Below are 25,233 nucleotides of genomic sequence, written 5' to 3' on the forward strand. Positions count from 1 at the left end.
TCAATTGTTCGGTTGGAATGCGCGCCCCGTGCCGGAAATCCCCGGCGGTAACGATGGGCTGACGCTCTTCGACACGGCCGCCGGAAACCTGGTCGAGCTGGAGCGCTCCGACGTCGGGTCGCTCTACGTCTGCGGTATCACCCCCTACGACGCGACCCACATGGGGCACGCGGCGACGTACGTCGCCTTCGACCTGCTGAACCGCTACTGGCGCGACGCCGGGCGCACTGTCCGCTACGTGCAGAACGTCACGGACGTCGACGATCCGCTGCTGGAGCGGGCCAAGGCGACCGGCGTGGACTGGGAGGCCCTGGCCAAGGACCAGACCGACCTGTTCCGCGAGGACATGGAGGCCCTCAACGTCCTGCCGCCGGACCACTACATCGGGGCGGTCGAGTCCATTTCATGGATCATTCCCGCGGTCGAGCAGCTGCTGGAGGCCGGGCTGGCGTACCGCGTGCCCGGGACCGGCGGCGAGCCGGACGGGGACGTGTATTTCGATTCCGCTGCTGCAGCAGGGGAGGGTTGGCACCTCGGCCTGACCTCGCGGCTGAGCGAGCAGGAGATGCTGCCGCTGTTCGCCGAACGCGGCGGGGATCCTGACCGGCCCGGCAAGCGGCATCCGCTGGACGCCCTGCTGTGGCGGGTGGCCCGCGAAGGAGAACCCAAATGGCCGGGCAATTCCCTGGGCGAGGGACGTCCTGGCTGGCACATCGAGTGCTCCATCATCGCCCGCCGCTTCCTGCCGGAGACGTTCGACGTCCAAGGCGGCGGCTCCGACCTGAGCTTCCCGCACCACGAGATGAGCGCCGGACACGCCTATGCCCTGACCCACACGCCGCTGGCAAAGCACTTCGTGCACGCCGGCATGGTGGGCCTCGATGGCGAGAAGATGAGCAAGTCCAAGGGCAACCTCGTGCTCGTCTCGAAGCTGCGCGCGGCCGGCGAAGACCCGGCGGCGATCCGCACTGTGCTCCTCGGCCAGCATTACCGCAGCGACTGGTTCTGGACCGACGAGCTCCTGGTGCAGGGTCGGGCCCGGCTGGAACTGTGGCGCGAGGCCGCCCGCGCCGGCGGCGCCGGGAACGGTGTTTCAGGGCTGGCAGCGGAAATCCGCGCCGCCCTGTCCAAGGACCTGGACGCCCCCGCCGCGCTGGACGCGGTGGACCGCTGGGCCCGTGCCGTCACCGCGGCCGGCCAAGCCGAACGTGGCGCTGCCGCGTCCGGCGAGGCCGCCGCTGCTCCCATAGCCGAGGTCCTCGACGCCCTGCTCGGCATCCGCCTCTAGGCTCCTGCGGCTGAGGGCTCCTTCGGCGCGTGGATCTTCACGGATCCCGGCGCCGAAGGGCCAAGGGCCGATCCGGCGGCGCCTCAGTCCTTGCGGCGCTTCTTCAGGTAGCGCTCGAATTCCCTGGCAATCGACTCGCCCGTCGCCTCGGGCAGCTCGGCGGTGTCCTTGGCCTCCTCGAGCTGCTGCACGTAGGCGGCAACCTCCGGATCCTCGACGGCCAGCTCGTTGACGCCGCGTTCCCAGGCCTCGGCTTCCTCGGTCAGCATGCTGGTGTCCAGCGGAAGCTGGAGGATGTCTTCCAAACGGTGAAGCAGCGCGAGCTGAGCCTTGGGGGAGGGCGCCTGCCCGACGTAGTGCGGCACGGCGGCCCACAGCGAAACCGTGGGAATGCCGGCCAGCGAAGCCAGCTCCGAAAGCACGCCGACGATCCCCGTCGGCCCCTCATACTGGCTTGGCTCGGTGTTCAGCGCCTCGCGGATGCCGTCGTCCTCGCTGGTGGCCGTCACCGGGATGGGCCGGCTGTGGGGCACGTCCGCCAGCAGGGCGCCCACCAGGATCAGGCAGTCCACGTCCTGTTCCGTGGCGTGCGCCAGCAGTTCCGCGGTGTAGGCCCGCCACCGGTAGGAGGGCTCGACGCCATGGACGAAGACGACGTCGACGTCGGTGCCGGGAACGCTGCAGCGGGTGAGCTTGGTAGTGGGCCACTTGATCCGGCGTTCGCCAGACGCGGTGCGGCGCACTATCGGGCGGGTGAACTGGAAGTCGTAGTAGAGGTCCGGGTCGATGCTGGCGACCTTCCGCCCGTCCCAGCTCCGGCTCAGGTACTTCACCGCGTCCGTGGCGGCCTCCCCGGCATCGTTCCAGCCTTCGAAGGCGGCCACCATCACCGTCAGCTTCCGCTGCGGCTGGCCTTCTTCGTGCTGGCGCGGGAAGAGGGAACGCAACCCCCGAGCCTCGTTGTTGTCCTGTGTGCTCACCTCTTCACCCTAAACCGAAGGCTCTTCGGTTGTCAGGGAAGTCGGGTTTCAATTCCCGCCGGGGGAGCCACCGTAGACTGGGACCATGCCTGATGCTTCCCGCCCCGCCGAGGTGCCCGCCGATGAGCCCCGCCTGCACGCCGTCCTGTGGGACATGGACGGCACCCTGGTGGATACCGAGCCGTACTGGATCGAAGCCGAAACGGAGCTCGTCGAGAGCTTCGGCGGCACCTGGTCCTACGAACTCGGCCGCACCCTGGTCGGCAACGCGCTGCCGTCTTCCGCAGCGGTCCTCCAGCAGGCCGGGGTGGAGCTGTCCATCCGCGACATCATCGACCGCCTGATCGCGGCCGTGGTCGAACGCGTGCGGCACCGGATCCCGTGGCGGCCGGGAGCCCGCGAACTGCTTGCCGAACTGCGCGAGGCCGGTATTCCCACAGCCCTGGTCACGATGTCCGAGAAGAAGCTGGCCGAGGAAGTCGTCGCAGCCCTGCCGGCGGACAGCTTCAGGCTGCTGGTCACCGGGGACATGGTGGTGCACGGCAAGCCGCATCCCGAGCCCTACCAGCGAGCCTTCGACGCGCTTTTGGCCGAGCTCCCGGAGCTCCGCAAGGACCGTGCGGTCGCCCTGGAGGACTCCGTGCCGGGTGCCACCTCGGCACAGGCCGCGGGCCTGGTGACCGTGGCCATACCGCATGTCGTGCCGGTACCGGCGGCGGCCGGGCGGATCCTGTGGTCCACCCTCGCGCACAAGGGCATCGCCGACTTGGAAAGGCTGCTCGACGCCACCGAAGCCGTACCGGCGGAAGCGACCGCATGAGCGCGGCTCCGCATACCGGGGGCTCGCCGGACACCGGGAATTCCAGCCCGGAGCCGAAGCCCAAGCGCAGCGAAGGCATCCCGCTGGGCCGGATCGCGGGCGTGCCCATCGTCCTGGCCTACTCCTGGTTCATCATTGCGGCCTTCATCGTGATCGCCTTCGGGCCGCAGGTCCAGCGGGGCATTCCCGGACTCGGAGCCGGAGCCTACCTCGTCGCGCTCGGGTACGCGCTCCTGCTGCTCTTTTCGGTGCTCGTGCACGAGCTGGCGCACGCGGTCAGTGCCCGGATCTTCGGCTGGCCGACGGCGCGGATCGTGCTGAACCTCTGGGGCGGCCACACGCAGTTCGAGAGTTTCAAGGCCACGCCGGGCAAGTCCCTGATCGTCGCCCTCTCCGGGCCCGCGGCGAACTTCGCGCTGGCCGGGGCCGGCGTGCTGGTGCTGCCGCTCATGCGCGGGAGCGCGGTCGGCTACCTGCTGACGGACATCTTCATCTGGGCCAACTTCCTCGTGGCGCTGTTCAACGTCCTGCCCGGACTGCCCCTCGACGGCGGCCGGCTGGTGGAATCCGCCGTATGGCGGGTCACCGGAAGCCAGGAAAAGGGCACCCTCGCGGCCGGATGGGCAGGCCGCGTCATCGTGGTGCTTACGGTGCTGGCGGTCATCGGCTGGCCGCTGCTGATGGGCCGCGAACCGAGCCTCCAGATCGTCGTGATCATGGTGCTCGTCGGCAGCTTCCTCTGGATGGGTGCCAGCGCCTCGATCGCCAATGCCAAGCTGCGGCTTCGCCTGCCGCAGGTCTTCGCCGGAGCGCTGAAGAGGCCGGCTGTGGGCATTCCCGCGACGGCGACTGTAGCCCAGATCAGGGACGCCCTGCAGCAGAACCCGGACGCCGCCGTCGTCCTGACGGCCGCAACCGGCCAGCCGGAGGCGGTCATGGATTCCGTCGCGCTGCGGCAGGTTCCCGAAGCCAGCGCCGCGGCCACGCCGGCCACCGCGGCAGCCCGGCCGCTCGCACCGGGCGCATATGTCCCCGAGTGGGCGTCCGGCCAGGAACTGGTGCAGTACCTGGCCGGGCTCGGCGGTACCGAGTACGCCGTGGTGGACCAGGACGGGTACGTCACGGGGCTGCTCGACCAGGCCGCCGTGGTCCGTGCCATCACCGGCAAGGCCTCCTGAAACCGGCGCGGCCCCAAGCGGCCGAAGAAAACGGCTGAAGGAAAAGCCGCCGCCAGCATAGAATCATCAGGCCCGTTCGTACGGGATCCTGCCACCAACCGGAAGTAGCCGAACCATGAGCCCTGCCACCACCCCGACCGGAGCCGAACAGCGCCGCGGCCCCTTCCGCCCCGGCGAACGCGTCCAGCTGACGGACGAGAAGGGCCGGATGAACACCGTCACGCTGACCCCGGGCGGAGCCTTCCACACGCACAAGGGGCTGCTGGCCCACGATGCCGTGATCGGCCAGCCCGAGGGCAGCGTCGTCACGAATGACACCGGACACCGGTACCAGGTGCTTCGGCCCCTGCTCTCGGACTTCGTGCTGTCCATGCCGCGCGGCGCGGCCGTGGTATATCCCAAGGACGCCGGCCAGATCATCACCATGGCCGATATCTTCCCCGGTGCGCGCGTGGTCGAGGCGGGCGTCGGCTCCGGCGCGCTGAGCATCTCGCTGCTGCGCGCCGTGGGGGACCAGGGCCGCCTCCACTCCTTCGAGCGCCGCGAGGAATTCGCCGACGTTGCCCGCGGAAACGTGGAAACCATCTTCGGCGGGCCGCACCCGGCGTGGAAGGTCAGCATCGGCGATTTCCAGGAAGAGGTCGTGAAGCAGGAGGAGGCCGGCAGCGTCGACCGTGTCGTGCTGGACATGCTTGCCCCGTGGGAATGCCTGGACGCGGTGGCCACCGTCCTGGCGCCCGGGGGCGTCTGGATCAGCTATGTGGCGACGGTGACCCAGCTTTCCCGCACGGCCGAAGCCATCAGGGCCGACGGCCGGTTCACCGAGCCCGACGCCTGGGAGTCGATGGTCCGGGGCTGGCACCTGGAGGGACTGGCCGTGCGTCCGGACCACCGGATGGTGGCCCACACGGGCTTCCTGCTCACCGCGCGGCGGCTGGCCGAAGGAGTCACGGGCATCACGCCCAAGCGCCGCCCGTCCAAGACGGAGTTCACCGACGAGGACCTGCAGACGTGGACCCCGCGTGACGGCGACTGGAGCCCGGAGACCCTCGGCGAACGGGTGGTCTCCGACCGCAAGCTCCGCCGTGCCGCCAAGGACGCCGCCTCGACCGTCCAGCGGGGAGCCTTCAAGGGCACCGGATCCCAGGGCGACCAAAAGGACGGTTAAACCCCCGCTGGGCTGGGCATTTTAGCCTGTTTTGCGCCGGATGGAATTACCCAAAGTACTTCAGCGTTTCCTTCTCAAATAGGTGTCACGCCGGCACATCGGCGGTTAGGGTTCTAGGAAGGGTCCCGACTCGAGAGAGAAGGTTGCGGTGATGAACGAACAGCAGAACCAGGGCAACGATCCGGTACCGGCTGCGGCTCATGCCAACGAGCTGACCATCGCCCAGCGGCAGATCAACGTCCTGCGCGACAAGATCCGCAACCTCGACAAGCAACTGGCTGCGGCGACCGCCAACAACTCGCGCATGGTCGCGATGCTGGAGTCGGCGAAGGCGGAGATCATCCGGCTCAAGGCCGCCCTGGAGCGCGACGGCGAGACGCCGTTCAGCTTCGCGACCATCCTGCAGGTCAACCAGCGGGAGCAGCCGCGCGCCGGCGTAACGACGACGGCGACCACGCAGGAGAGCGTGGACATCATCCAGTCCGGGCGCAAGCTGCGCGTCGCCGCCAGCCCGCTGATCAACCTGGCCCAGCTTTCCCCGGGCCAGGAAGTGCTGCTGAACGAGTCGCTGACGATCATCGCCGCGCTCGGCTTCGAACGCGCCGGCGAGCTGGTCACCATCAAGGAGCTGCTGGGTTCCGACCGGATCCTGGTGATCGGGCGGGCGGACGAGGAGCGCGTCGTCAAGCTCTCCGGCGAACTGCTGAAGGAGCGGATCCGCGTCGGCGACGCCGTGTCGATCGATTCCCGGACCGGCTACGCCCTGGAGAAGATCCCGCGCAGCGAGGTGGAGAACCTGATCCTGGAGGAAGTGCCGGACATTTCCTACCAGGACATCGGCGGCCTCGGCCCCCAGATCGACGAAATCCGGGACGCCGTCGAGCTCCCGTTCCTCCACCCGGACCTCTACCGAGAGCACGGGCTGAAGGCTCCGAAAGGCATCCTGCTCTATGGCCCGCCCGGCTGCGGCAAAACGCTGATCGCGAAGGCCGTGGCGAATTCGCTGGCGGCCCGGGCGCTCGAACGCGGCGGTCCGGAGGGGACGCGCAGCTACTTCCTGAACATCAAGGGCCCCGAGCTGCTGGATAAGTATGTTGGCGAGACGGAGCGGCACATCCGGCTGATCTTCGCCCGGGCGCGCGAGAAGGCCTCGGACGGCAGCCCGGTCGTCGTCTTCTTCGACGAGATGGACTCGCTCTTCCGCACCCGCGGGACCGGCGTCTCCTCCGACGTGGAGACCACCATCGTCCCGCAGTTGCTGAGCGAGATCGACGGCGTGGAGAAGCTGGAGAACGTGATTGTCATCGGCGCGTCGAACCGGGAGGACATGATCGATCCGGCCATCCTGAGGCCGGGCCGGCTGGACGTCAAAATCAAGATCCAGCGGCCGGACGCCGAGGCGGCCGCGGAAATCTTCGCGAAGTACATCACCACCGACCTGCCGATCCACGTGGACGACCTGGCCGAGCACGGCAACGACCGCCAGGCGACGGTGGATGCCATGATCCAGCGGACCGTGGAGGCGATGTACGCCAAGGAGAAGTCCACGGAGTACCTGGAAGTCACGTACGCCAGCGGCGACACGGAGATGCTCTACTTCAAGGACTTCAACTCCGGCGCGGTCATCCAGAACGTCGTGGACCGGGCCAAGAAGAACGCCATCAAGGACCTGCTGACCAACCAGCAGAAGGGACTGCGGATCGAGCATCTGCTGCATGGCGTCGTGGACGAGTTCCGCGAGCACGAGGACATGCCCAACACGACCAACCCGGACGACTGGGCACGCATCTCGGGCAAGAAGGGCGAGCGGATCACCTACATCCGCACCATCATCCAGGGCAAGGAGGGCCAGGAAGCCGGCAAGGCCATCGAAACGACCGCGAATACGGGGCAGTACCTGTGAGCGTTATCCGTGTGATGGGAACCGAGACGGAGTATGGCATCCATGCTCCGAGTGATCCGCTGGCCAACTCCACGGTGCTCTCGTCCCAGATCATCAATGCCTACGCCTCGACGGTGCGCGGCGGCATGGGGAACCTGGCCGGCACCAAGTGGGACTACACGGACGAGGAGCCGCTGCATGACGCCCGCGGCTGGTCCGTGTCCCGCGAGAACGCCGATCCCTCCCAGCTGACGGACCAGCCGCCGGTGCTCGACGCCGAGCAGATCGCGATGGCCGGCGGCCGGCCTCCGTCCAGCGAGTTCTACTCCGAGGATGCCGGCTCCGGCGGTGTCCTGATGAACATGGTGCTGAGCAACGGGGCGCGCCTCTATGTGGACCACGCCCATCCCGAATACTCCAGCCCCGAAGTGACCAGCCCGCGCGACGGTGTGCTGTGGGACAAAGCCGGCGACGTCGTCGTACTCCACGCCCTGCGCCGCATAGCGCGGATGCCGGGGTTCGCCCCGGTCAATGTGTACAAGAACAACACCGACAACAAGTCCGTCTCCTACGGTGCCCACGAGAACTACCTCATGCCCCGCAGCGTGCCGTTCGGGAACATCGTCACGGGGCTCATCCCCTTCTTCGTTTCCCGGCAGGTCATCTGCGGTTCAGGACGCGTGGGGCTCGGGGCCATGGGCAAGCACGGGGGCTACCAGATCAGCCAGCGTGCCGACTTCTTCGAGGCGGAAGTTGGGCTGGAGACGACCATTCGGCGCCCCATCGTCAACACCCGGGACGAACCGCACGCCGTGGCGGAGAAGTACCGCCGCCTGCACGTCATCATCGGCGACGCCAACCTGAGCGAAATCTCGACCTACCTGCGGCTGGGAACGACGGCTCTCGTCCTCTCGATGATCGAGCATGGCGAGGCCCCGCGGATCGAGCTGCAGGAGCCGGTGCAGTCGCTGCAGGCCATCAGCCACGACCCTTCCCTGCAGCAGAAGGTCGCGCTGAAGGACGGCTCGATGGTAACCGGCCTCGACCTGCAGGAAATGTACCTGGAGGCGGCCCGGGAGCATTCCGCTAAGCATGGCCAGGACCACGGCCAGACGGCGGACGTCCTGAACCGCTGGGGAGCCCTGCTGGACACCCTGCGGCGGGAGCCAATGGATGCCGCGGCACAGGTCGACTGGGTAGCCAAGCTCAAGCTGCTGCAGGCCTACCGGGACCGCGACTCGCTCGAATGGTCCGATGCCAGGCTCGGTCTGATCGACCTGCAGTACGCGGACGTCCGGCCGGAGAAGGGTCTCTACCACCGCCTCGCCGCGCGCGGCAAGATGGAGCGGCTCTTCACCGATGAGCAGATCGCCGCGGCCGTGACGGAACCGCCCCACGACACGAGGGCGTACTTCCGCGGAAAGTGCATCGAGCGCTTCCCGGCCGAGGTAGTCGGAGCCAGCTGGGATTCAGTGATTTTCGACCTGCCCAGCCGCCGGAAGCTGCAGCGCATTCCCACCCGGGAGCCGCTGCGGGGGACCCGCGAACTGACCGGTCCGCTGTTCGATCAGGCGGCTTCGGCGGAGGAATTTATTTCAGCGTTGCTCGGCCCGGAAAGCGGGCCGGACGTGGCACGATAAGCAGTAAGCAAGTGTGTCGAACCGCACGAAGAGGAGGCCGTCATGGCAACCCAGGACCGCAAGAACGTGGAAGGCCGCGTACCGGAGGAGGAGTACGACGACGTACCCGAGTCGCCGGAACCCGCACCTGAGGCCGGGGCCCGGACCGAAACGGAGGGAACGGACGATTTGCTCGACGAGATCGACGGGGTGCTGGAGCAGAACGCGGAGGAATTCGTCCGCGGGTTTGTCCAGAAGGGCGGTCAGTAACCCATGAACTTGCCGGCGGGCGGACATAACTCCATCTTTTCCCAGATATCGCACGCGGCCACGTCTTCGTTCAGCGAGTACCTGGCCCGGAGCGCACCGGATATGCTGCCCGGTGCCCGGACGGCCGGAATGCCGTCCGGCATGGCCGCCGAGGCCGTGGCGCCGCACGCGACGACGATCGTCGCCATGACCTACGCCGGCGGCGTGCTCATGGCGGGGGACCGGCGGGCAACGATGGGGAACATGATCGCCAGCCGGCATATCGAGAAGGTCTTTCCCGCGGACATGTACTCCGTGCTGGGCATTGCCGGAACGGCCGGCATCGCGCTGGACGTCACCCGGCTGTTCCAGGTTGAGCTGGAGCACTACGAGAAGATCGAGGGCACCTTGCTGAGCCTTGAAGGCAAGGCCAACCGGCTTGGAGCCATGATCCGCGGCAACCTTCCGATGGCGTTGCAGGGGCTCGCCGTGATCCCGTTGTTCGCCGGCTTCGACCTGGACCGGCGGGTCGGACGGCTGTTCTCCTACGATGTCACGGGGGGCCGCTACGAGGAGCAGGAGCACCACTCGGTCGGCTCCGGGTCGGTTTTTGCCCGCGGTGCCCTGAAGAAGCTGTGGAAGCCGAACCTGGACGAGGCGCAGGCGGTGCTGGTCTCCGTCGAGGCGCTCTATGACGCCGCGGATGACGACTCCGCCACCGGCGGCCCCGACGTGGTCCGCCAGCTGTGGCCCGTCGTCTATACCGTCAATGCCGCAGGCGCCCGCCGCATCCCCGAACGGGACCTCGCCGCCGCCGCCGAAGCCGTGATTGCCTCGCGCGCTGTCGCCGGAAGGGAGGCCTAGCCATGACGCAGCAGTTCTATGTGTCTCCCGAGCAGCTGATGAAGGACCGGGCGGATTTCGCCCGGAAGGGGATCGCCCGCGGGCGATCCGTGATGGTGCTCAGCTGCCGCGACGGCATCGCGCTCGTGGCCGAGAATCCCTCGCCCTCGCTGCACAAGATCGGCGAGATCTACGACCGGATCGCCTTCGCCGCCGTCGGCAAGTACAACGAGTTCGAGAGCCTGCGCCAGGCCGGCGTGCGCTACGCCGACGTGCGCGGCTACTCGTATGACCGCGACGACGTCACCGCGCGCGGCCTCGCCAGCGTCTACGCCCAGAGCCTGGGCACGGTCTTCACGGCGGACAGCAAACCCTTCGAAGTCGAACTGGCCGTGGCCGAGGTCGGCCTCCGGCAGTCCGATGACCATCTCTACCGCCTGACCTTCGACGGCTCCATCGCGGACGAGCCGGACTTCGTCGTCATGGGCGGCCAGACCGAGGCGCTGACGGAATCTCTGCGCTCGAACTGGGACGCCGGCCACGATTTCGCCGGAGTCATCCGCGCTGCCGTGTCGTCGCTCGAAGGGAGCGCGGGCAACGCAGGCGAGAACGGCTCCGCGTCCCGCCGCCTGGGGCCCGACCAGCTCGAAGTGGCGGTCCTGGAGCGTGATCCGGAGTCCAGCCGGGGCAGCCGGAGGGCCTTCCGCAGGCTTTCTGCGGCAGAAATGACGGAGATATTGGGGAAATGACATGGACAGGCGCATTTTCGGCATAGAGACCGAATTCGGAATTTCCTACTCGGCTCCTGATTCGCGGCCGCTTTCTCCCGAGGAAGTGGCACGGTACCTCTTCCGCAAGGTGGTGACCTGGGGCCGGTCCTCCAACGTCTTCCTGACCAATGGCTCCCGCCTCTACCTGGACGTCGGGTCCCACCCGGAATATGCGACGGCGGAGTGCGACGACGTCGCGCAGCTGATCGCCCAGGACCGCGCCGGGGAGCTGATCCTCGAAGACCTGATGAACGAGGCCCAGGACCGGCTCCGCCACGAGGGATTCGACGGCAACGTCTACCTGTTCAAGAACAATACGGATTCGGCCGGCAACTCCTACGGCAGCCATGAGAACTACCTGATTCCGCGCAAGCTCGAGTTTTCCCGGCTCGCCGACATCCTGATCCCGTTCCTCGTGACCCGGCAGGTGCTGGTGGGTGCGGGCAAGGTCCTGCGGACCCAGAACGGCTCGCTCTTCGCGTTCTCGCAGCGGGCGGACCACATCTGGGAGGGTGTCTCTTCGGCGACCACGCGCTCCCGGCCCATCATCAACACCAGGGACGAGCCCCATGCGGACGCAGAGTTCTACCGCCGGCTGCACGTCATCAACGGGGACTCGAATATGTCGGAAACGACCACCCTGCTGAAGATCGGCACCGTCGACCTCCTGCTGCGGATGATCGAGGCCGGCGTCATCATGCGGGACCTGCGGCTGGAGAACCCCATCCGGAGCATCCGGGACATCTCCCACGACCTCACGGGATCCCGGCCGCTGCGCCTGGCCAACGGACGGGACATGAACGCCCTGCAGATGCAGCGGGAGTACCTGGCCAAGGCTGGGGACTTCGTCCGCGCGAACGGGGCGCATAATCCGCACGTCGGAAGGATCCTCGATCTGTGGAACCGGACCCTGACGGCGGTCGAGACCCAGGACTACTCGGGAATCGACACGGAGGTCGACTGGGCCATCAAGAAGAAGCTGATCGACAGGTTCAGCCAGCGGCACGGGCTGGACCTGGATTCGGCCCGGGTCGCACAGCTGGACCTGGCCTACCACGACATCTCGCGGCGCCGCGGACTGTTCTTCCTGCTGCAGGCGCGCGGTGAAGCCGCCCGCGTTGTACAGGAACCCGAGGTGAAGTCCGCCGTCGACAATCCGCCCCAGACGACCCGTGCCAAGCTGCGCGGCGATTTCGTGCGGGCTGCCCGGGAGCACGGCCGCGATTTCACGGTGGACTGGGTCCATCTGAAGCTCAATGACCGGTCCCAGCAGACCATCCTGTGCAAGGATCCGTTCAAGAACGTGGACGAGCGGGTGGAGGCCCTGCTGGCAACTCTGTGACCGCGGTTCAGATTTCTCTGCGACAATGACCCACAGCGGAGCCGGCCGTTCCGCTGTCCTGCCGATGCACCTGACGAAAGTAGTACCGTGCGCAAAATTCTCACCATGCTTCTGCCGGCCGCCCTGCTGCTGAGCGCCTGCAGCTCCGCGGAACAAGGCTCCGACAGCCTGGACGACATCACCGTTACTCCCGCAAGCGCCGGCACTGCGCCTGCCGTGGAGTTCGAAGCGCCCCTGGAGCTGCCGGAAACCACCGCGCAGGTGCTCGAATCCGGCTCGGGTGACGGCGCCGGCGCGGTCGACGGCCAGTGGCTGCGATTCCATTACGTGGCCTATGATGCCGTCACCGGTGAAGTCCAGGGCGATACCTTTTCGACGGCCGAGCAGACGCTGCAGATCAACGAGGAAATGAAGAAGGCCGACGCGGGTCTCTACGACGCGCTCGAGGGCGCCAAGGCGGGCGACCAGGTGGCCTACTACCTCAAGCCGCAGGCCGCCGCCGGCGCGAGCAGCCCGGCAGACCATGCGCAGCTGCTGGTGCTGAGCATCGAGCGGGTCAAGGACCAGGCGACCAAGGCGGATGCCAAGGAGGTCGCGGAACTGGAAAAGGCGGGCAAGCTGCCCAAGGTCACCCTGGACGGCAAGGGCGTTCCCTCGGTCAAGATCCCGGAAGGCACCGAGGCCCCCGGTAACCTGATCGTCCAGGTGCTGGACGAGGGCGATGGCAAGAAAGCCACGGCGGAGAGCACCGTGAAGGCGAACTATGCCGGCTGGAACTGGTCGGAAGGAAAAGAATTCGATTCGAGCTTCAGCCGTGGCGAGCCGACCGAGTTCCCGCTCAGCGGCGTGATTGCCGGCTGGACCCAGGGCCTGACCGGCCTCAAGGAAGGCGCCAAGGTTGTGCTGACCATCCCGACGGAGCTCGCGTACGTCCAGGGGCAGGGCGATGCCTCCGGCGACCTGGTCTTCTACGTCGAGCTGACCGAAGTAAAGTAGCTAGTTCCCACACCCCTTCAGGAAGGTAAGCATTCATGTCTTTCGGCAAGCGCGAGTACGACCGGCAGAAGCCCGAGATCGATTTCCCGGGAACCGAGGCTCCCACCGAGCTGCACATCGAGGACATCATCGTCGGTGACGGCGCGGAGGCCAAGCCGGGCGACACGGTGTCGACGCACTACGTAGGCGTGGCCTGGTCCACGGGCGAGGAATTCGACGCTTCCTGGAACCGCGGTGCGCCGCTGGACTTCCGCGTCGGCGTGGGACAGGTCATCCAGGGCTGGGACCAGGGCCTGCTGGGCATGAAGGTCGGCGGCCGCCGCCGCCTGGAGATTCCTTCGGAGCTCGCCTACGGCCAGCGCGGCGCCGGTTCCGCGATCGCCCCGGGCGAATCCCTCATCTTCGTCGTGGACCTGCTCGGCGTCCGCTGACCGCCGCGTCGCACGAGGACCGGGGCGCAGTAACGTTAGTTCATCGTTACTGCGCCCCGGTCCGTTTAATCATGTGCGGGCGCCGGGCGCAGTAAGTTGGAACCATGTCCGCGTCCAAGACCGAGCGTCTGCTCAACCTGCTGATCGCCCTGCTGGAACGCCAGCGGGGGTACAGCAAAGAGGAACTGCGTTCCCTGATCCAGCCGTACCGCGAGGCGACCAGCGAAGAAGCGTTCAACCGGCTCTTCGAACGGGACAAGGACGACCTGCGTGAAATGGGCGTCCCCGTCGAGACTTTCAGCGAAGACACGTTCTTCGACTCCGACCACGCCGTCGCCCGGTACCGCATCGACCGGAAGGCCTACCGCCTCCCGGAGCTGAAGTTCACCACCGAGGAGACCGCCGTCCTGTCCCTGGCCTCGAGGATCTGGCAGCAGGCTTCTTTGGGGTCTGCGGCGGCCCGGGCCGTGCGCCGGCTCGATGTCCACGGGGCGCTGGCCGAGGGAGATTCGCCCATCGGGATCGAGCCCCGGCTGCGGACCGCCGAGCCCGCCTTCGACGAGCTGCTGAAGGCGGTCCTGGGACACTATCCCGTCTCGTTCGAGTACCGGGCGGCCAAGAGCACCGAGACCAGCGTCCGGCGCGTGGAACCCTGGGGCCTCGGGAACCGGTTCGGCCACTGGTATCTCTCCGGCTTCGACGTCGACCGCCAGGGACAGCGGACCTTCAGGCTGTCCCGGATCAGCTCCGGCATCAGGAAGCTCAGCGGCGACGTGGAGGTTCCCGCGGACTTCACGATGCGGTCCGCCCTGGACGCCTTGGATCCCGCACGGGAGAAGGGGACCGCCAGGCTCCTGCTGAAGCCGGGCCGCGCACAGTCCCTGCGTGCCGCGGCATTGCATCCCGCATCGACGGTTTCCGCAAGTGCAGGCGACGGAGGGGGCGCCGAGGGCTGGGACGAGATCGAGTGTCCCTACACCGACGTCGAAACCATGGCCGAAGAAATCGCCTCGCATGGCGCAAACGCCGTCGCGCTGGCGCCGCGGGAGCTTGTCGACGCCATGATGCGCCGCTTCCAGGATGCCCTCGACGTGGCCGCCGCGCCCCCGCCGTCGTACGCATTCACCGCCCCGGCAGGAACGGCGGGCCATAGGAAATCCTCCTCGCTGGACCGCCTGCCGCGCCTGCTGGACCTGGTCTCTTATGTCACGGGCAATCCGGGCGTCGAGCTGGAGGCCACCGCGAAAAAGTTCGGCATCAGCCGCTCCCAGCTGATCAACGATCTGAACCTGCTCTTCGTGTGCGGCACTCCGGGCTACGGACCGGACCAGCTGATCGAAGTGCATTGGGACAACGACACCATCTTCATCGAGAACGCCGAAGAGATTTCCCCGACTGTGCGGCTGAGCATCGACGAGGCGCTCTCCCTGGTGGTCGGGCTGCAGGCGCTGGAAACCGTCCCGGGCGTGGGGGAGCGGCCGGGCGTGCGGAGCGCCCTGAGCAAGCTGCTGGAGGCGACCGGGGGAGAGCACGGGCTGCACCGGTCCCTGGCTGCCGACTTCGATGCGGAGGCGACGACGGCCGAAGTACAGGCGCTCCAGGACGCGGTGGCCGCCCGCGAAACGCTGCGGATCGAGTACCTGGTCTCGTCCCGGGACGAGATGACCGAGCGCGAGATCGACCCGCTGCAGGTCTTTGCCGTCAACGGACACTGGTACACCGAGGCGTGGTGCCATGACCGGCAGGCCGTGCGGCAGTTCCGTGCGGACAAAATCCGCAGCCTGCAGCGGACCGGGCGGAACTTCCAGCCCCACGCGCAGCCCAGCTCGGAGTTCCCGCAGTCCCTCTTCACGCCGCGGGATTCCGACGCGCGTGCCGTGCTGCAGCTCTCGCCGCGCCTGGCCGGTCTGGGGGACCAGTACAACGCCGAGCGGCACAGCGACCTGCCCGACGGCGGGGTGGTGGTCGAGCTGCGGCTGGGGACGACGGCCATCATCGCCCCGCTGGTTGCCCGGTACGGCGGCGAAGTGCGGGTGCTGGAACCCAGGGAACTGGCAGCCGACACCGTCGAGTGGCTGAGTGCCGCCGCGGCGGCGTATTCGGAAAACCCCAAGGCGGGGGCACTAGACTCCTAACCATGGATTGGTGGTTCTGGATAGTTCTCTGGGTCGCGCTGGCCGCACTCGCAGTGGTTTTTGTGGGCTTTCTCGCATACCGGATTTTCCGTGCGTTCATGAAGACTTTGGAAGAATTTGAGACGGCTGCGGCAAAGTTGAGTCCTGCGCTTGGTCCCGCCCCGTCGGCTGAAGGCGAAAACAGCACCGTCTTCCAGCCGGCCGTTTTCCTCGATCCCGCCGTGGCCAGGGAGCAGTACGCCGATGGAAAGGCAGCGCGGCGCGAGGCCCGCAGGGCACGCCGGGTCGCCCGCAGGTCTGCCCGCGGGCAGCGGCAATCGCTGCACGACGTCAAGCTCTCTTGACGTAGGATTGGTTTGTTATGAAAGGAACCGCGTAATGGGACGACTCTTCGACAACCCGTGGACAATCATCATCCTCATCATCATTGTCCTTCTGCTCTTCGGGGCGCCGAAACTGCCTGGTCTCGCCCGCAGCGTGGGTCAGTCAATGCGTATCTTCAAGTCCGAAGTGAAGCAGATGAGGGATGAGAATCCCTCCGACGCCGATGGACGGGACGAGCCGGTAGAAGGCCGCGTGGTCAATCCGCCGCGGAACACCGGCACCCGGGACCAGACGCCGAATGCAAATGGCGGAACCACGCCGCCCAGCCAGCAGCAGTAGAGGCAAATGGCGCGGACCAAGGGCCGCAAGGCCAATCCCGAAGGCCGGATGGCCCTCAAAGACCACGTTAGGGAGCTCCGCAACCGCCTGGTTATTTCGGGCATAGCAGTCTTGCTGGGCGCCATCGGCGGATGGTTCCTGTACGACCCGGTCATGGTGGCCGTCCAGCAGCCGCTGATGGAGATCTCGGCCCAGCAGGGCCGGCGGGCGGAAATCAACTACGGCAGCGTGGGCTCCCCGTTCGACCTGAAGATCCAGGTCTCGATCTTCCTCGGCCTGCTGATCAGTTCCCCGGTGTGGATCTACCAGATCTGGGCGTTCATCACGCCCGGGCTGAAGCAGAAGGAACGGCGGTACACGCTCGGCTTCATGTTTGCCGCAGTGCCGCTGTTCCTGCTGGGGATCTACTTCGGCTGGATCGTGCTGCCCGAGATCGTGAAAGTCCTGACCATGTTCACGCCCCAAGGCGGCGTCAACCAGATCCTGGCAACCGACTACCTGACATTCGTGATGCGGATGTTCCTGTCGCTCGGCGTGGCTTTCCTGCTGCCCGTGGTGCTGGTCGGAATCAACTTCGCCGGTCTGGTTTCCGGCCGGCAGGTCATCAAGAGCTGGCGCATCGTCGTGTTCGTGGTCTGCGTCGTCGCCGCTATGGCCGCACCCGGGCCGGACGCAACCTCGATGTTCCTGCTCGCCGGACCGCTCCTGGTCCTCTTCTTCATCGCCGTCGGCGTGTGCCTGCTCAATGACAAGCGCCGCGCCCGCAGGCGCAAGGAGCAGGAGGAGGAAATCGAGGCCTCGGCGGACAGGGCGACTCCGTTGACGGACCTTGAGGGGCCGGCCGAAGCATGATGGCGCGGGACCGGCACCCACCGGTCCCGCCAGCTACTAGGCTCTTAGTATGAGTTCCCCATCCGAGCGGTACCGCGAAGCCAAGGCCAGGGCGGAACACCGAAAGACCCGGCTCCACGCGTTTTCGCAGACGCTCAGCTTCGAGATGGACCCCTTCCAGCGGGAAGCCTGCGAGGCCCTCGAGCGGGGCCGCGGGGTCCTCGTGGCAGCGCCCACGGGGGCAGGAAAAACCGTAGTGGGTGAGTTCGCCATCTACATGGCGCTCCAGCGGGGTTTGAAGGCCTTCTACACGACGCCGATCAAGGCGCTGAGCAACCAGAAGTACACAGAACTGGTCCAGGTGTACGGCCCGGACAGGGTCGGGCTGCTCACCGGCGATGTCTCGGTCAACCCGGCCGCCGAGGTCGTGGTGATGACCACCGAGGTGCTCCGGAACATGCTGTACGCCAACTCCGACACCCTCCTCGACCTGGGCTACGTCGTCATGGACGAGGTCCACTACCTGGCGGACCGGTTCCGCGGCGCCGTGTGGGAGGAAGTCATCATCCACCTGCCGGACGAGGTCCAGCTGGTTTCCCTCTCGGCCACGGTATCCAACGCCGAGGAGTTCGGCGCCTGGCTCGACACGGTCCGTGGAGACACGGACGTCGTCGTTTCCGAGCACCGGCCCGTCCCGCTCTGGCAGCACGTCATGGTGGGCCCGGAGATCCTGGACCTGTTCGCCTCCGACGTAGCCTTCGACGAGGCGGTGCCGAGCTCTTCCGGCCAGGGCGCGGCCGGACGATTCGAGGTCAACCCCGAGCTGCTGGAACTCGCCTATTCGGAGCAGAAGCTCAACAGGTCCGCCAGCTGGGGCCGGGCCGGCGGCAGGCGCGGCAAGCGCCAGCCTCCGCGGCCGCAGCAGCCCGCCACCCGGATCCGCCGGGCTTCGCGCCCCGAAGTCATTGCGCGCCTGGACAAAGAAGGCCTGCTGCCGGCCATTACCTTCATTTTTTCCCGCAACGGCTGCGACGCCGCCGTCCGGCAATGCCTGGACGCGGGTCTCTGGCTGACCACGGAAAGGGAACGGGACATCATCGCCCGCCGCGTCGACGAGGCCGCGCAGGAAATTCCCGAGGAAGACCTGGCCGTCCTCGGATTCTGGCTCTGGCGCGAGGGGCTCATCCGCGGGATCGCCGCCCACCATGCGGGAATGCTGCCCACCTTCAAGGAAGTGGTCGAGAAGCTCTTCGCCGACGGCCTGGTGCGCGCCGTGTTTGCCACCGAAACGCTGGCCCTCGGCGTGAACATGCCGGCGCGCACCGTCGTGCTGGAGAAGCTGGACAAGTTCAATGGCGAAAGCCACGTGAACATCACCGCGGGGGAGTACACCCAGCTGACCGGCCGCGCCGGCCGGCGCGGGATCGACGTCGAAGGCCACGCCGTGGTCCTTTGGCAGCCGGGCACGGATCCGGCGGCGGTCGCCGGCCTGGCATCCCGCCGGACTTACCCGCTCAACTCAAGTTTCCGGCCGACTTACAACATGTCGGTCAACCTGATCGCCCAGTTCGGCCGCGCCAGGGCGCGCGAAATCCTCGAAACTTCCTTCGCCCAGTTCCAGGCGGACCGTTCCGTCGTAGGACTGGCAAAACAGGTCCGCAGCCGCGAAGAATCCCTCGCAGGCTACGCAAAGGCCATGACCTGCCATCTGGGGGACTTCACCGAGTATGCGCGCCTGCGGCGCGAGCTGAAGGACGCAGAGAACCAATCGGCCAGGTCCCGAAGCCGGCAGCTGCGTTCGGCCGCCGCCGCGTCGCTGGAACGGCTGCGGCGGGGAGACATCATCGACGTGCCGGGCGGCCGAAACGAAGGCTACGCGGTGATTCTCGCCGTGGACGCTTCGAGCTATGAGCCGCGGCCGACGGTGCTGACCATCGACAAGCAGATCAGGCGGATCTCCGTCCAGGACCTCGACGGGCCCGTGCAGGTCCTGTCCACCATCCGGATCCCGAAGAGCTTCAACGGCCGCAGCCCCAAGGAAAGGCGCGATCTAGCCTCCTCGCTGCGCAACGCCCTCCACGAAAACCGGCCGCCGCGCCGGGGCACCGAGCGCCAGGAGTTCGCGGCGCCGGGTGCCGAGCAGCAGGAACGTCGGATCGTGGAACTGCGGCGCAAGCTCAAGTCTCATCCGTGCCACGGCTGCAGCGACCGCGAAGACCATGCCCGCTGGTCCGAGCGCTGGTGGAAGCTGCGGAAGGAAACCGACCAGCTGATGGGCCAGATCCAGGGACGCACCAACACGATCGCCAAGACCTTCGACCGGGTCTGCGACCTGCTGGACACCTACGGCTACCTCCAGACGCATGAGGACGGACACGTCACCATCAGCGAATCCGGCAATCGGCTCAGGCGTATCTACGGGGACCGGGATCTCCTGGTGGCTCTATGCCTCCAGGCCGGCGCCTTCGACGACCTCAGCGCACCCGAAGTCGCTGCCTTTGTATCCTGCCTCGTATTCCAGGCCAAGCGGGAGGAAACCGGCATCCGCCCGAAGATGCCCAGCGTATCGCTCGAATCGGCCGTGGATATCGCGGTACGGGAATGGTCCGTCCTCACCGATCGGGAAGAGCAGCACAAGCTTCCGCTCAGCGGAGAACCCGAACTCGGCCTGGTCTGGCCCATGTACAAGTGGGCGCAGGGACGATCCCTGCTGGCGGCGCTCCAAGGCACCGAACTGGCGGCGGGCGATTTCGTCCGCTGGGCCAAACAGGTCATCGACCTGCTGGACCAGCTCGTCAAGGTTCCCGACATGGATCCGAAGCTGGTCACGTTGTGCCGCCAGGCCATTCCGCTGGTCCGCCGCGGTGTCGTGGCCTATTCCGTGGTCAGCGAATAGCACACAGTGTGCCCACGGCCGGATCGGGCCGGCGAAACGATTTGATGGACATGAATGTGATGGGAGATCTATGAGTGCCTTAAGCACAGCCGGACAGCAACGGGCCCAGGTCACGCTGTACCGCAACGGCTCGGTGTACAGCCCGGCCGATCCGTACGCGACGGCGATGCTGGTCGAAGGCGGCACGGTCGCCTGGATCGGGTCGGAACAGGCGGCGACGTCGATTGCCGACAGCTCGATGGAGATCGTCGACCTGGACGGACGCCTGGTCGCGCCGGGATTCGTGGATTCGCACATGCACACCACCGACAGCGGCCTGGCGCTTGGCAGCCTCGATCTGTCCCGCACGGCCACGCTGGCCGATCTCCTCGACCAGGTGGCCCGTGCCGCTGCGGCCGGCGACGTGGTCCTCGGCCATGGCTGGGATGAAACCCGGTGGCCCGAGAAGCGCCCGCCGACGGCGGAGGAACTGGAGCGCGCCGGCGGCGGGAAGAGCGTGTACCTGAGCCGCGTCGACGTCCATTCGGCGGCGGTGTCCTCCTCCCTCGCCGTGCGGGCCGGACTCGCCGGGATACAAGGCTGGGACGGCGCCGGAGTGGTCCGGACCGAGGCCCATGCCGCCGCCCGACGCTTCGTCCACCAGATGACGAACGGGCAGCGGCAGGCAGCCCAGCGCCGTGCGCTGGACCATGCGGCGTCGCGCGGCTATGTGGCAGTGGCAGAGATGGCCGCCCCGCAGATCGTGCCGGCCGAGGATCTGCTCGCGCTGCTGGAGCTGGCCGATTCCGAGCCGGGAGCATTCCCGAAAATTTTGCCCTATTGGGGAGAACTGGTGTCCTCGGCCGATGAACTGGCAGCCCTCCTCGACCGGTTCGGAGGCAGGCTGCGCGGGCTGGCAGGGGACCTGAACATCGACGGCTCCCTCGGCTCCCATACCGCCTGTGTCCACGGCGGCTACGCCGACCTCGTGGCCGAGTCCACCGAACCCTTCCTCAGCGTCGAGCAGGCCGCGGGCCATCTGGCGGTATGCTCCGAAGCCGGGGTCCAGGGAGGTTTCCATGTCATCGGGGACGCCGGGCTCGACCGCGCGCTGGATGCCCTTGCCGCGGCCGCCGACAGGGTCGGCCTGGAGACGGTGCGGCGGGCAAGGCACCGGTTTGAACACGTCGAGATGCTCCCGCCCGGGGCGGTGGAGCAGCTGCTGCACTTCGGAGTGACCGCCAGCATGCAGCCGCTCTTCGATGCCTACTGGGGCGGCTCGGAAGGCATGTACGCCTCGCGGGTGGGCGCGGAACGGGCCTTGGCAATGAATGCCGTCGGCACGCTGCAGACCGCCGGCGTCCCGGTGTGCCTCGGTTCCGACGCTCCGGTCACCGAGCAGGACCCTTGGGCCGCCGTGAAGGCCTGCCTCGAGCACAACAATCCCGAACAGAGGATCTCCGCCAGGGCGGCCTTCCTGGCCCACACACGGGCCGGCTGGAGGGCAGCCAACGAGCCGAATCCAATGCAGGGCCAGCTGGCTCCCGGGACCCCGGCTACATTCGCCGTCTGGGACGTGGACGAACTGTCCGTCCAGACGGCCGATTCCCGGGTCTCGGCGTGGAGCACGGACGCACGCGCCGGGACGCCGCTGCTGCCATCGCTGGACACCGGCCGGCTGCCCGAATGTGTCCGGACGGTCGTGGAAGGCGCCACGATATTCGACGCCGGCTCCTAGCTCAAGGGGGTCCGCCGCATCGGCACGGAAATGTCCGCCGAAAGTGAACGAATGGTTAAATGTCCCGATCGACATCCGAGCTTAAACGGTTCCGACCTGCGGTTTTGCTTGTAGCTCCAGATCAGCTCAACGTTGACAGCAGATTCTCAGTCCGTAGACTTTTGGCTCAATGGATCACTTCGAAATGACGAAGCGGTCCAGGTGCCGGACATCCTGCAGGTGCGTCTCCACGGACCCGCGGAAGTGCCACAACACAGTCCGGAGCTTCCAATGGGCAGGTCCGCCCGTCAGTAGAAAACAAGTCCCCTGCCGGATTCCGGTCCGGATTCTTGGCCCGAAGGCGGGCGGACCTGCCGAAGCACTCCCGAGGGCGGCACGCTTCGTCGCATATACTGAACAGCCGGCGTCGTTCCCGGGTCATCGACCGGCTTCGCTGTGGAATCTGCGCGGGCAGTAGACAGAACTGAAAGGCAGCTGATTGCGGGTCGTCACCATCATTCCGACGTTTAATGAGATCGACTCGCTGCCTAGGACCGTCGCGCGGCTCCGCGCCGCCGTGCCAGGCTCCGATGTGCTGGTCGTGGACGACAATTCCCCGGACGGGACCGGCAGGCTGGCGGACTCGCTGGCTGCGCAGGACTCCGCCATCCACGTCCTCCACCGCCGCGGCAAGGAAGGCCTGGGCGCCGCGTATATCGCGGGCTTCAAGTGGGGACTGGACGCGGGCTACGACGTGCTCGTCGAGATGGACGCGGACGGCTCGCACCAGCCTGAGGAGCTGCAGCGCCTCCTCGACGCCCTCGAGGCCGGCGCCGACATGGCCAAGGGCTCCCGCTGGATCAAGGGCGGGAAGGTCGTCAACTGGCCGCTGCACCGCAAGCTGCTGTCGCTGGGCGGCAGCCTGTACTCCCGCATCCTGCTGGGCGTGGGCATCAAAGACATCACCGGGGGCTACAACGCTTTCAAAGCCCCGACCCTGCGGCGGATCGACCTCGAATCCGTCGAGTCCGTGGGCTACTGCTTCCAGATCGACCTCACGTGGAAGACCCTCAAGGCCGGGCTCACCGTACGCGAAGTGCCCATCACCTTCGTGGAGCGCGAGTTCGGCGACTCCAAGATGAGCGGCAACATCGTGCTCGAGTCCATCATGCTGGTCACCAAGTGGGGGCTGCGGTCCCGGTGGCACGCGCTGCGCGGAACGAAGGCCGCCAGCCGGGCCTGACCGACTCCCGGCCGGGCCGCGCCAGCAGCCCGGCCGGGCCCGACCCCGGGCAGGCATGAAAAAGGAGGGCACCAGCGGTGCCCTCCTTTTCGCAGGCTACTAGGCGGAGCGGCGTTCCCCGCGGCGCTCGCGCAGCTTGTTGAGGCGGTCCTCGAGGATCTGCTCCAGCTCCTCAACGGAGCGGCGCTCAAGCAGCATGTCCCAGTGCGTGCGGACCGGCTTCTCGTTGCTGTCGTCGGGCTTGGCGCCGTTGACCAGCACCGCTTCCTTGCCGGTCTTCGATACCCACGTCGAGGGGATCTCGGCCTCGGCGGCGAAAGTCACGAAAACCTGCTCGCCGTCCTCGCAGCGGTACTCGACACGCTGGCGCGGCGCCGGTTCGACACCGGCTTCCGTCTCCATGCTCTGCGCTCCAAGGCGCATGCCCCGCAGGCTACGATCGCTCATGGTTTCTCCCTCTTGTCTTGTCTGGGACGGCGCAACGCACCATCCCGGTGTGGCCCGCACAGTATTCAACGCGTGCGCCACCGGAACTGTTCCCGGTTCCGGGCAGGCGGGCACCAGCATCCCGGCAAATAACCAATAGTAGTCCATTGCGCCCCCACCCGGCAAAGGCAATGGGCCGCACGAGCGCTGGACGGGCGCGGGGCTACCCCCGCGCGCTGCCGTCTCCCTGCCCCTGGGCGAGGGGAGCAGGCGGCTCCGCCGCGTCGGCCTGCCGGGACTCGGTCCGGCCCAGCACATCGCCGATCCCTTTGAGTGCCTCGCCGACTTCACTGGGGATGATCCAGAGCTTGTTGGAATTGCCTTCGGCGAGCTTGGGCAGCGTCTGCAGGTACTGGTAGGCCAGCAGCCGCTGGGTCGGGTTGCCCTTGTGGATCGCGTCGAAGACCTTCTGGATGGCCTGGGATTCGCCGTCGGCGCGGAGGATGGCCGCCTTGGCATCGCCTTCCGCGGCCAGGATGGCAGCCTGCCGCTGGCCCTCGGCGGTGAGGATCTGGGACTGCTTGGTACCCTCGGCGGTAAGGATCGCGGCCCGCCTGTCACGCTCGGCGCGCATCTGCTTCTCCATCGAATCCTGGATGGACAGCGGGGGATCAATGGCCTTCAGCTCCACCCTGGAGACCCGGATGCCCCACCGCCCGGTGGCCTCGTCCAATACTCCGCGCAGCTGGCCGTTGATCTGGTCGCGCGAGGTCAGCGCCTCTTCGAGGTTCAGACCGCCCACGACGTTGCGCAGCGTCGTCGTCGTTAATTGCTCGACCGCCTGGATGTAGTTGGCGATTTCATAGGTGGCCGCGCGCGGATCCGTGACCTGGAAATAGACCACCGTGTCAATGGACACGACAAGGTTATCCTCGGTGATGACCGGCTGGGGAGGGAAAGACACGACCTGTTCCCGGAGGTCGAGCAGGGGCAGCAGCCTGTCGACGAACGGGATCAGCAGCGTCAGCCCGGGATTTAGCGTCCGCTGGTACTTTCCAAGGCGTTCGACGACGCCCGCGCGGGCCTGCGGGATGATCCTGATCGCGCGGGCCAGGACGATCACCACAAAAACGATCAAAACCGCCAGGACGATCCAGAGGCCGAGGCTGTTGTCCATGCTTCCCCTTCGCTAGTTCAGTTCCGCCTATTGGGCCGGAAACGGGCCCGGGCCGGCAGCGGGATAGACGACGGCGGTGGCACCCTCGATGCGTTCGACCGCCACGCGTGCGCCGGCGGGGATGGCCGTGCCGTCGCTTGAGCGCGCAGTCCACGTGTCGCCGCCGATCTTGACCATTCCCGAGTGGTCCGTCACCGTTTCCAGCGCCAAGGCCTGTTCGCCGATCAGGCGTTCCACATTCGTCGCCTGTTCCCGGGGTCCTCGCCGCAGGTGGCGGAGCGCAACGGGGCGGACAAAGAGCACCATCATGAGGGCTACGACGCAGAAGACGACGACCTGGAGCCAGAAGGGCCAGCCCAGCAGTGCGGTGAACAGGGCGACCAGGGCCCCGGAGGACATCATGATGAACAGCAGGTCGAGCGTCATCATCTCGATGATGGCCAGGAGCAGGAACAGCACCAGCCACACGAGCCAACTGTTGGTGATGAGCCAATCCAGCACAGCTGCCTCCCGGGTCAGCGGCTGGCCGCCGGCAGCCAGCCGCGAATGTTACCGACATCACCATCATGCAGGATATTCGGCCCCCGTGCGGGACTGCGG

General features: G+C 67.0%; 23 protein-coding genes. 19 read left to right on the top strand and 4 right to left on the bottom strand.

Annotation, left to right across the window (positions count from 1 at the left end; translation table 11 throughout):
* Nucleotides 1-4 precede the first annotated feature (4 nt).
* Nucleotides 5-1,288, top strand: a complete 1,284-nt coding sequence (gene mshC, locus AHIS1636_RS08755; RefSeq protein ID WP_264795448.1) for a cysteine--1-D-myo-inosityl 2-amino-2-deoxy-alpha-D-glucopyranoside ligase — start codon at nucleotides 5-7, stop codon at nucleotides 1,286-1,288.
* 83 nt (nucleotides 1,289-1,371) lie between these two features.
* Here the strand turns inward: mshC and AHIS1636_RS08760 are convergent, their stop codons facing one another.
* Nucleotides 1,372-2,235 carry a PAC2 family protein gene (locus AHIS1636_RS08760; protein WP_264795586.1) on the bottom strand — a complete coding sequence of 288 codons (864 nt, stop codon included), beginning with the start codon at nucleotides 2,233-2,235 and terminating at the stop codon, nucleotides 1,372-1,374.
* 118 nt (nucleotides 2,236-2,353) lie between these two features.
* Between AHIS1636_RS08760 and AHIS1636_RS08765 the strand changes: the two genes are divergently transcribed.
* The 18 genes from AHIS1636_RS08765 (at nucleotide 2,354) to AHIS1636_RS08850 (ending at nucleotide 23,030) form a co-directional block, all read left to right on the top strand.
* Complete coding sequence (locus AHIS1636_RS08765; protein ID WP_264795449.1) at nucleotides 2,354-3,088, top strand: HAD family hydrolase; 735 nt, start codon at nucleotides 2,354-2,356, stop codon at nucleotides 3,086-3,088.
* On the top strand, nucleotides 3,085-4,266 hold the full coding sequence (locus AHIS1636_RS08770; protein WP_264795450.1) for a site-2 protease family protein: 1,182 nt from the start codon (nucleotides 3,085-3,087) through the stop codon (nucleotides 4,264-4,266). The genes AHIS1636_RS08765 and AHIS1636_RS08770 overlap by 4 nt, the downstream gene beginning before the upstream one ends.
* Nucleotides 4,267-4,381: 115 nt before the next feature.
* On the top strand, nucleotides 4,382-5,434 hold the full coding sequence (locus AHIS1636_RS08775) for a tRNA (adenine-N1)-methyltransferase (protein ID WP_264795451.1): 1,053 nt from the start codon (nucleotides 4,382-4,384) through the stop codon (nucleotides 5,432-5,434).
* Between the two features lie 151 nt (nucleotides 5,435-5,585).
* The gene (gene arc / locus AHIS1636_RS08780; RefSeq protein WP_264795452.1) at nucleotides 5,586-7,337 is read left to right on the top strand and encodes a proteasome ATPase; all 1,752 of its coding nucleotides are present in this window, start codon (nucleotides 5,586-5,588) and stop codon (nucleotides 7,335-7,337) included.
* Between the two features lie 14 nt (nucleotides 7,338-7,351).
* Nucleotides 7,352-8,956 (top strand): depupylase/deamidase Dop, encoded by a 1,605-nt coding sequence (dop, locus tag AHIS1636_RS08785; RefSeq protein ID WP_264795453.1) that lies wholly within the window; start codon nucleotides 7,352-7,354, stop codon nucleotides 8,954-8,956.
* Nucleotides 8,957-8,998: 42 nt separating this feature from the next.
* Nucleotides 8,999-9,205 (top strand): ubiquitin-like protein Pup, encoded by a 207-nt coding sequence (locus AHIS1636_RS08790; protein WP_264795454.1) that lies wholly within the window; start codon nucleotides 8,999-9,001, stop codon nucleotides 9,203-9,205.
* A gap of 3 nt (nucleotides 9,206-9,208) precedes the next feature.
* Nucleotides 9,209-10,048 carry a proteasome subunit beta gene (gene prcB, locus AHIS1636_RS08795; RefSeq protein WP_264795456.1) on the top strand — a complete coding sequence of 280 codons (840 nt, stop codon included), beginning with the start codon at nucleotides 9,209-9,211 and terminating at the stop codon, nucleotides 10,046-10,048.
* A 2-nt stretch (nucleotides 10,049-10,050) separates the two neighbouring features.
* A complete protein-coding gene (gene prcA, locus AHIS1636_RS08800; protein ID WP_264795457.1) occupies nucleotides 10,051-10,776 on the top strand; it encodes a proteasome subunit alpha in 726 nt (241 codons plus the stop codon).
* A 1-nt stretch (nucleotide 10,777) separates the two neighbouring features.
* Nucleotides 10,778-12,139, top strand: coding sequence for a Pup--protein ligase (pafA, locus tag AHIS1636_RS08805; RefSeq protein WP_264795458.1), 1,362 nt, complete (start codon nucleotides 10,778-10,780; stop codon nucleotides 12,137-12,139).
* Nucleotides 12,140-12,226: 87 nt separating this feature from the next.
* Nucleotides 12,227-13,135: an FKBP-type peptidyl-prolyl cis-trans isomerase gene (locus AHIS1636_RS08810; protein ID WP_264795459.1), complete on the top strand. Its 909-nt coding sequence runs from the start codon at nucleotides 12,227-12,229 to the stop codon at nucleotides 13,133-13,135.
* A gap of 35 nt (nucleotides 13,136-13,170) precedes the next feature.
* Nucleotides 13,171-13,566, top strand: coding sequence for an FKBP-type peptidyl-prolyl cis-trans isomerase (locus AHIS1636_RS08815; protein ID WP_264795460.1), 396 nt, complete (start codon nucleotides 13,171-13,173; stop codon nucleotides 13,564-13,566).
* A 104-nt stretch (nucleotides 13,567-13,670) separates the two neighbouring features.
* Complete coding sequence (locus tag AHIS1636_RS08820; protein ID WP_264795461.1) at nucleotides 13,671-15,701, top strand: helix-turn-helix transcriptional regulator; 2,031 nt, start codon at nucleotides 13,671-13,673, stop codon at nucleotides 15,699-15,701.
* 2 nt (nucleotides 15,702-15,703) lie between these two features.
* Complete coding sequence (locus AHIS1636_RS08825; protein ID WP_264795462.1) at nucleotides 15,704-16,045, top strand: hypothetical protein; 342 nt, start codon at nucleotides 15,704-15,706, stop codon at nucleotides 16,043-16,045.
* 34 nt (nucleotides 16,046-16,079) lie between these two features.
* Nucleotides 16,080-16,364 (top strand): Sec-independent protein translocase subunit TatA, encoded by a 285-nt coding sequence (gene tatA / locus AHIS1636_RS08830; protein WP_264795463.1) that lies wholly within the window; start codon nucleotides 16,080-16,082, stop codon nucleotides 16,362-16,364.
* Nucleotides 16,365-16,370: 6 nt separating this feature from the next.
* The gene (gene tatC, locus AHIS1636_RS08835) at nucleotides 16,371-17,216 is read left to right on the top strand and encodes a twin-arginine translocase subunit TatC (RefSeq protein ID WP_264795464.1); all 846 of its coding nucleotides are present in this window, start codon (nucleotides 16,371-16,373) and stop codon (nucleotides 17,214-17,216) included.
* 49 nt (nucleotides 17,217-17,265) lie between these two features.
* Nucleotides 17,266-20,091 carry a DEAD/DEAH box helicase gene (locus AHIS1636_RS08840; RefSeq protein WP_264795465.1) on the top strand — a complete coding sequence of 942 codons (2,826 nt, stop codon included), beginning with the start codon at nucleotides 17,266-17,268 and terminating at the stop codon, nucleotides 20,089-20,091.
* Nucleotides 20,092-20,161: 70 nt separating this feature from the next.
* A complete protein-coding gene (locus tag AHIS1636_RS08845) occupies nucleotides 20,162-21,808 on the top strand; it encodes an amidohydrolase (RefSeq protein ID WP_264795466.1) in 1,647 nt (548 codons plus the stop codon).
* A gap of 478 nt (nucleotides 21,809-22,286) precedes the next feature.
* Complete coding sequence (locus AHIS1636_RS08850) at nucleotides 22,287-23,030, top strand: polyprenol monophosphomannose synthase (protein WP_264795467.1); 744 nt, start codon at nucleotides 22,287-22,289, stop codon at nucleotides 23,028-23,030.
* Nucleotides 23,031-23,129: 99 nt separating this feature from the next.
* Here the strand turns inward: AHIS1636_RS08850 and AHIS1636_RS08855 are convergent, their stop codons facing one another.
* From AHIS1636_RS08855 to AHIS1636_RS08865, 3 genes are all read right to left on the bottom strand, one after another.
* Nucleotides 23,130-23,477: an RNA polymerase-binding protein RbpA gene (locus tag AHIS1636_RS08855; RefSeq protein ID WP_262104512.1), complete on the bottom strand. Its 348-nt coding sequence runs from the start codon at nucleotides 23,475-23,477 to the stop codon at nucleotides 23,130-23,132.
* A gap of 202 nt (nucleotides 23,478-23,679) precedes the next feature.
* Complete coding sequence (locus tag AHIS1636_RS08860) at nucleotides 23,680-24,633, bottom strand: SPFH domain-containing protein (RefSeq protein ID WP_264795468.1); 954 nt, start codon at nucleotides 24,631-24,633, stop codon at nucleotides 23,680-23,682.
* A gap of 27 nt (nucleotides 24,634-24,660) precedes the next feature.
* Entirely contained in the window at nucleotides 24,661-25,134 is a 474-nt protein-coding gene (locus tag AHIS1636_RS08865; RefSeq protein WP_264795469.1) for an NfeD family protein, read from the bottom strand.
* Between the last annotated feature and the right edge of the window lie 99 nt (nucleotides 25,135-25,233).

The organism is Arthrobacter mangrovi, assembly GCF_026011795.1.
Classification (GTDB): Bacteria; Actinomycetota; Actinomycetes; order Actinomycetales; family Micrococcaceae; genus Crystallibacter; species Crystallibacter mangrovi.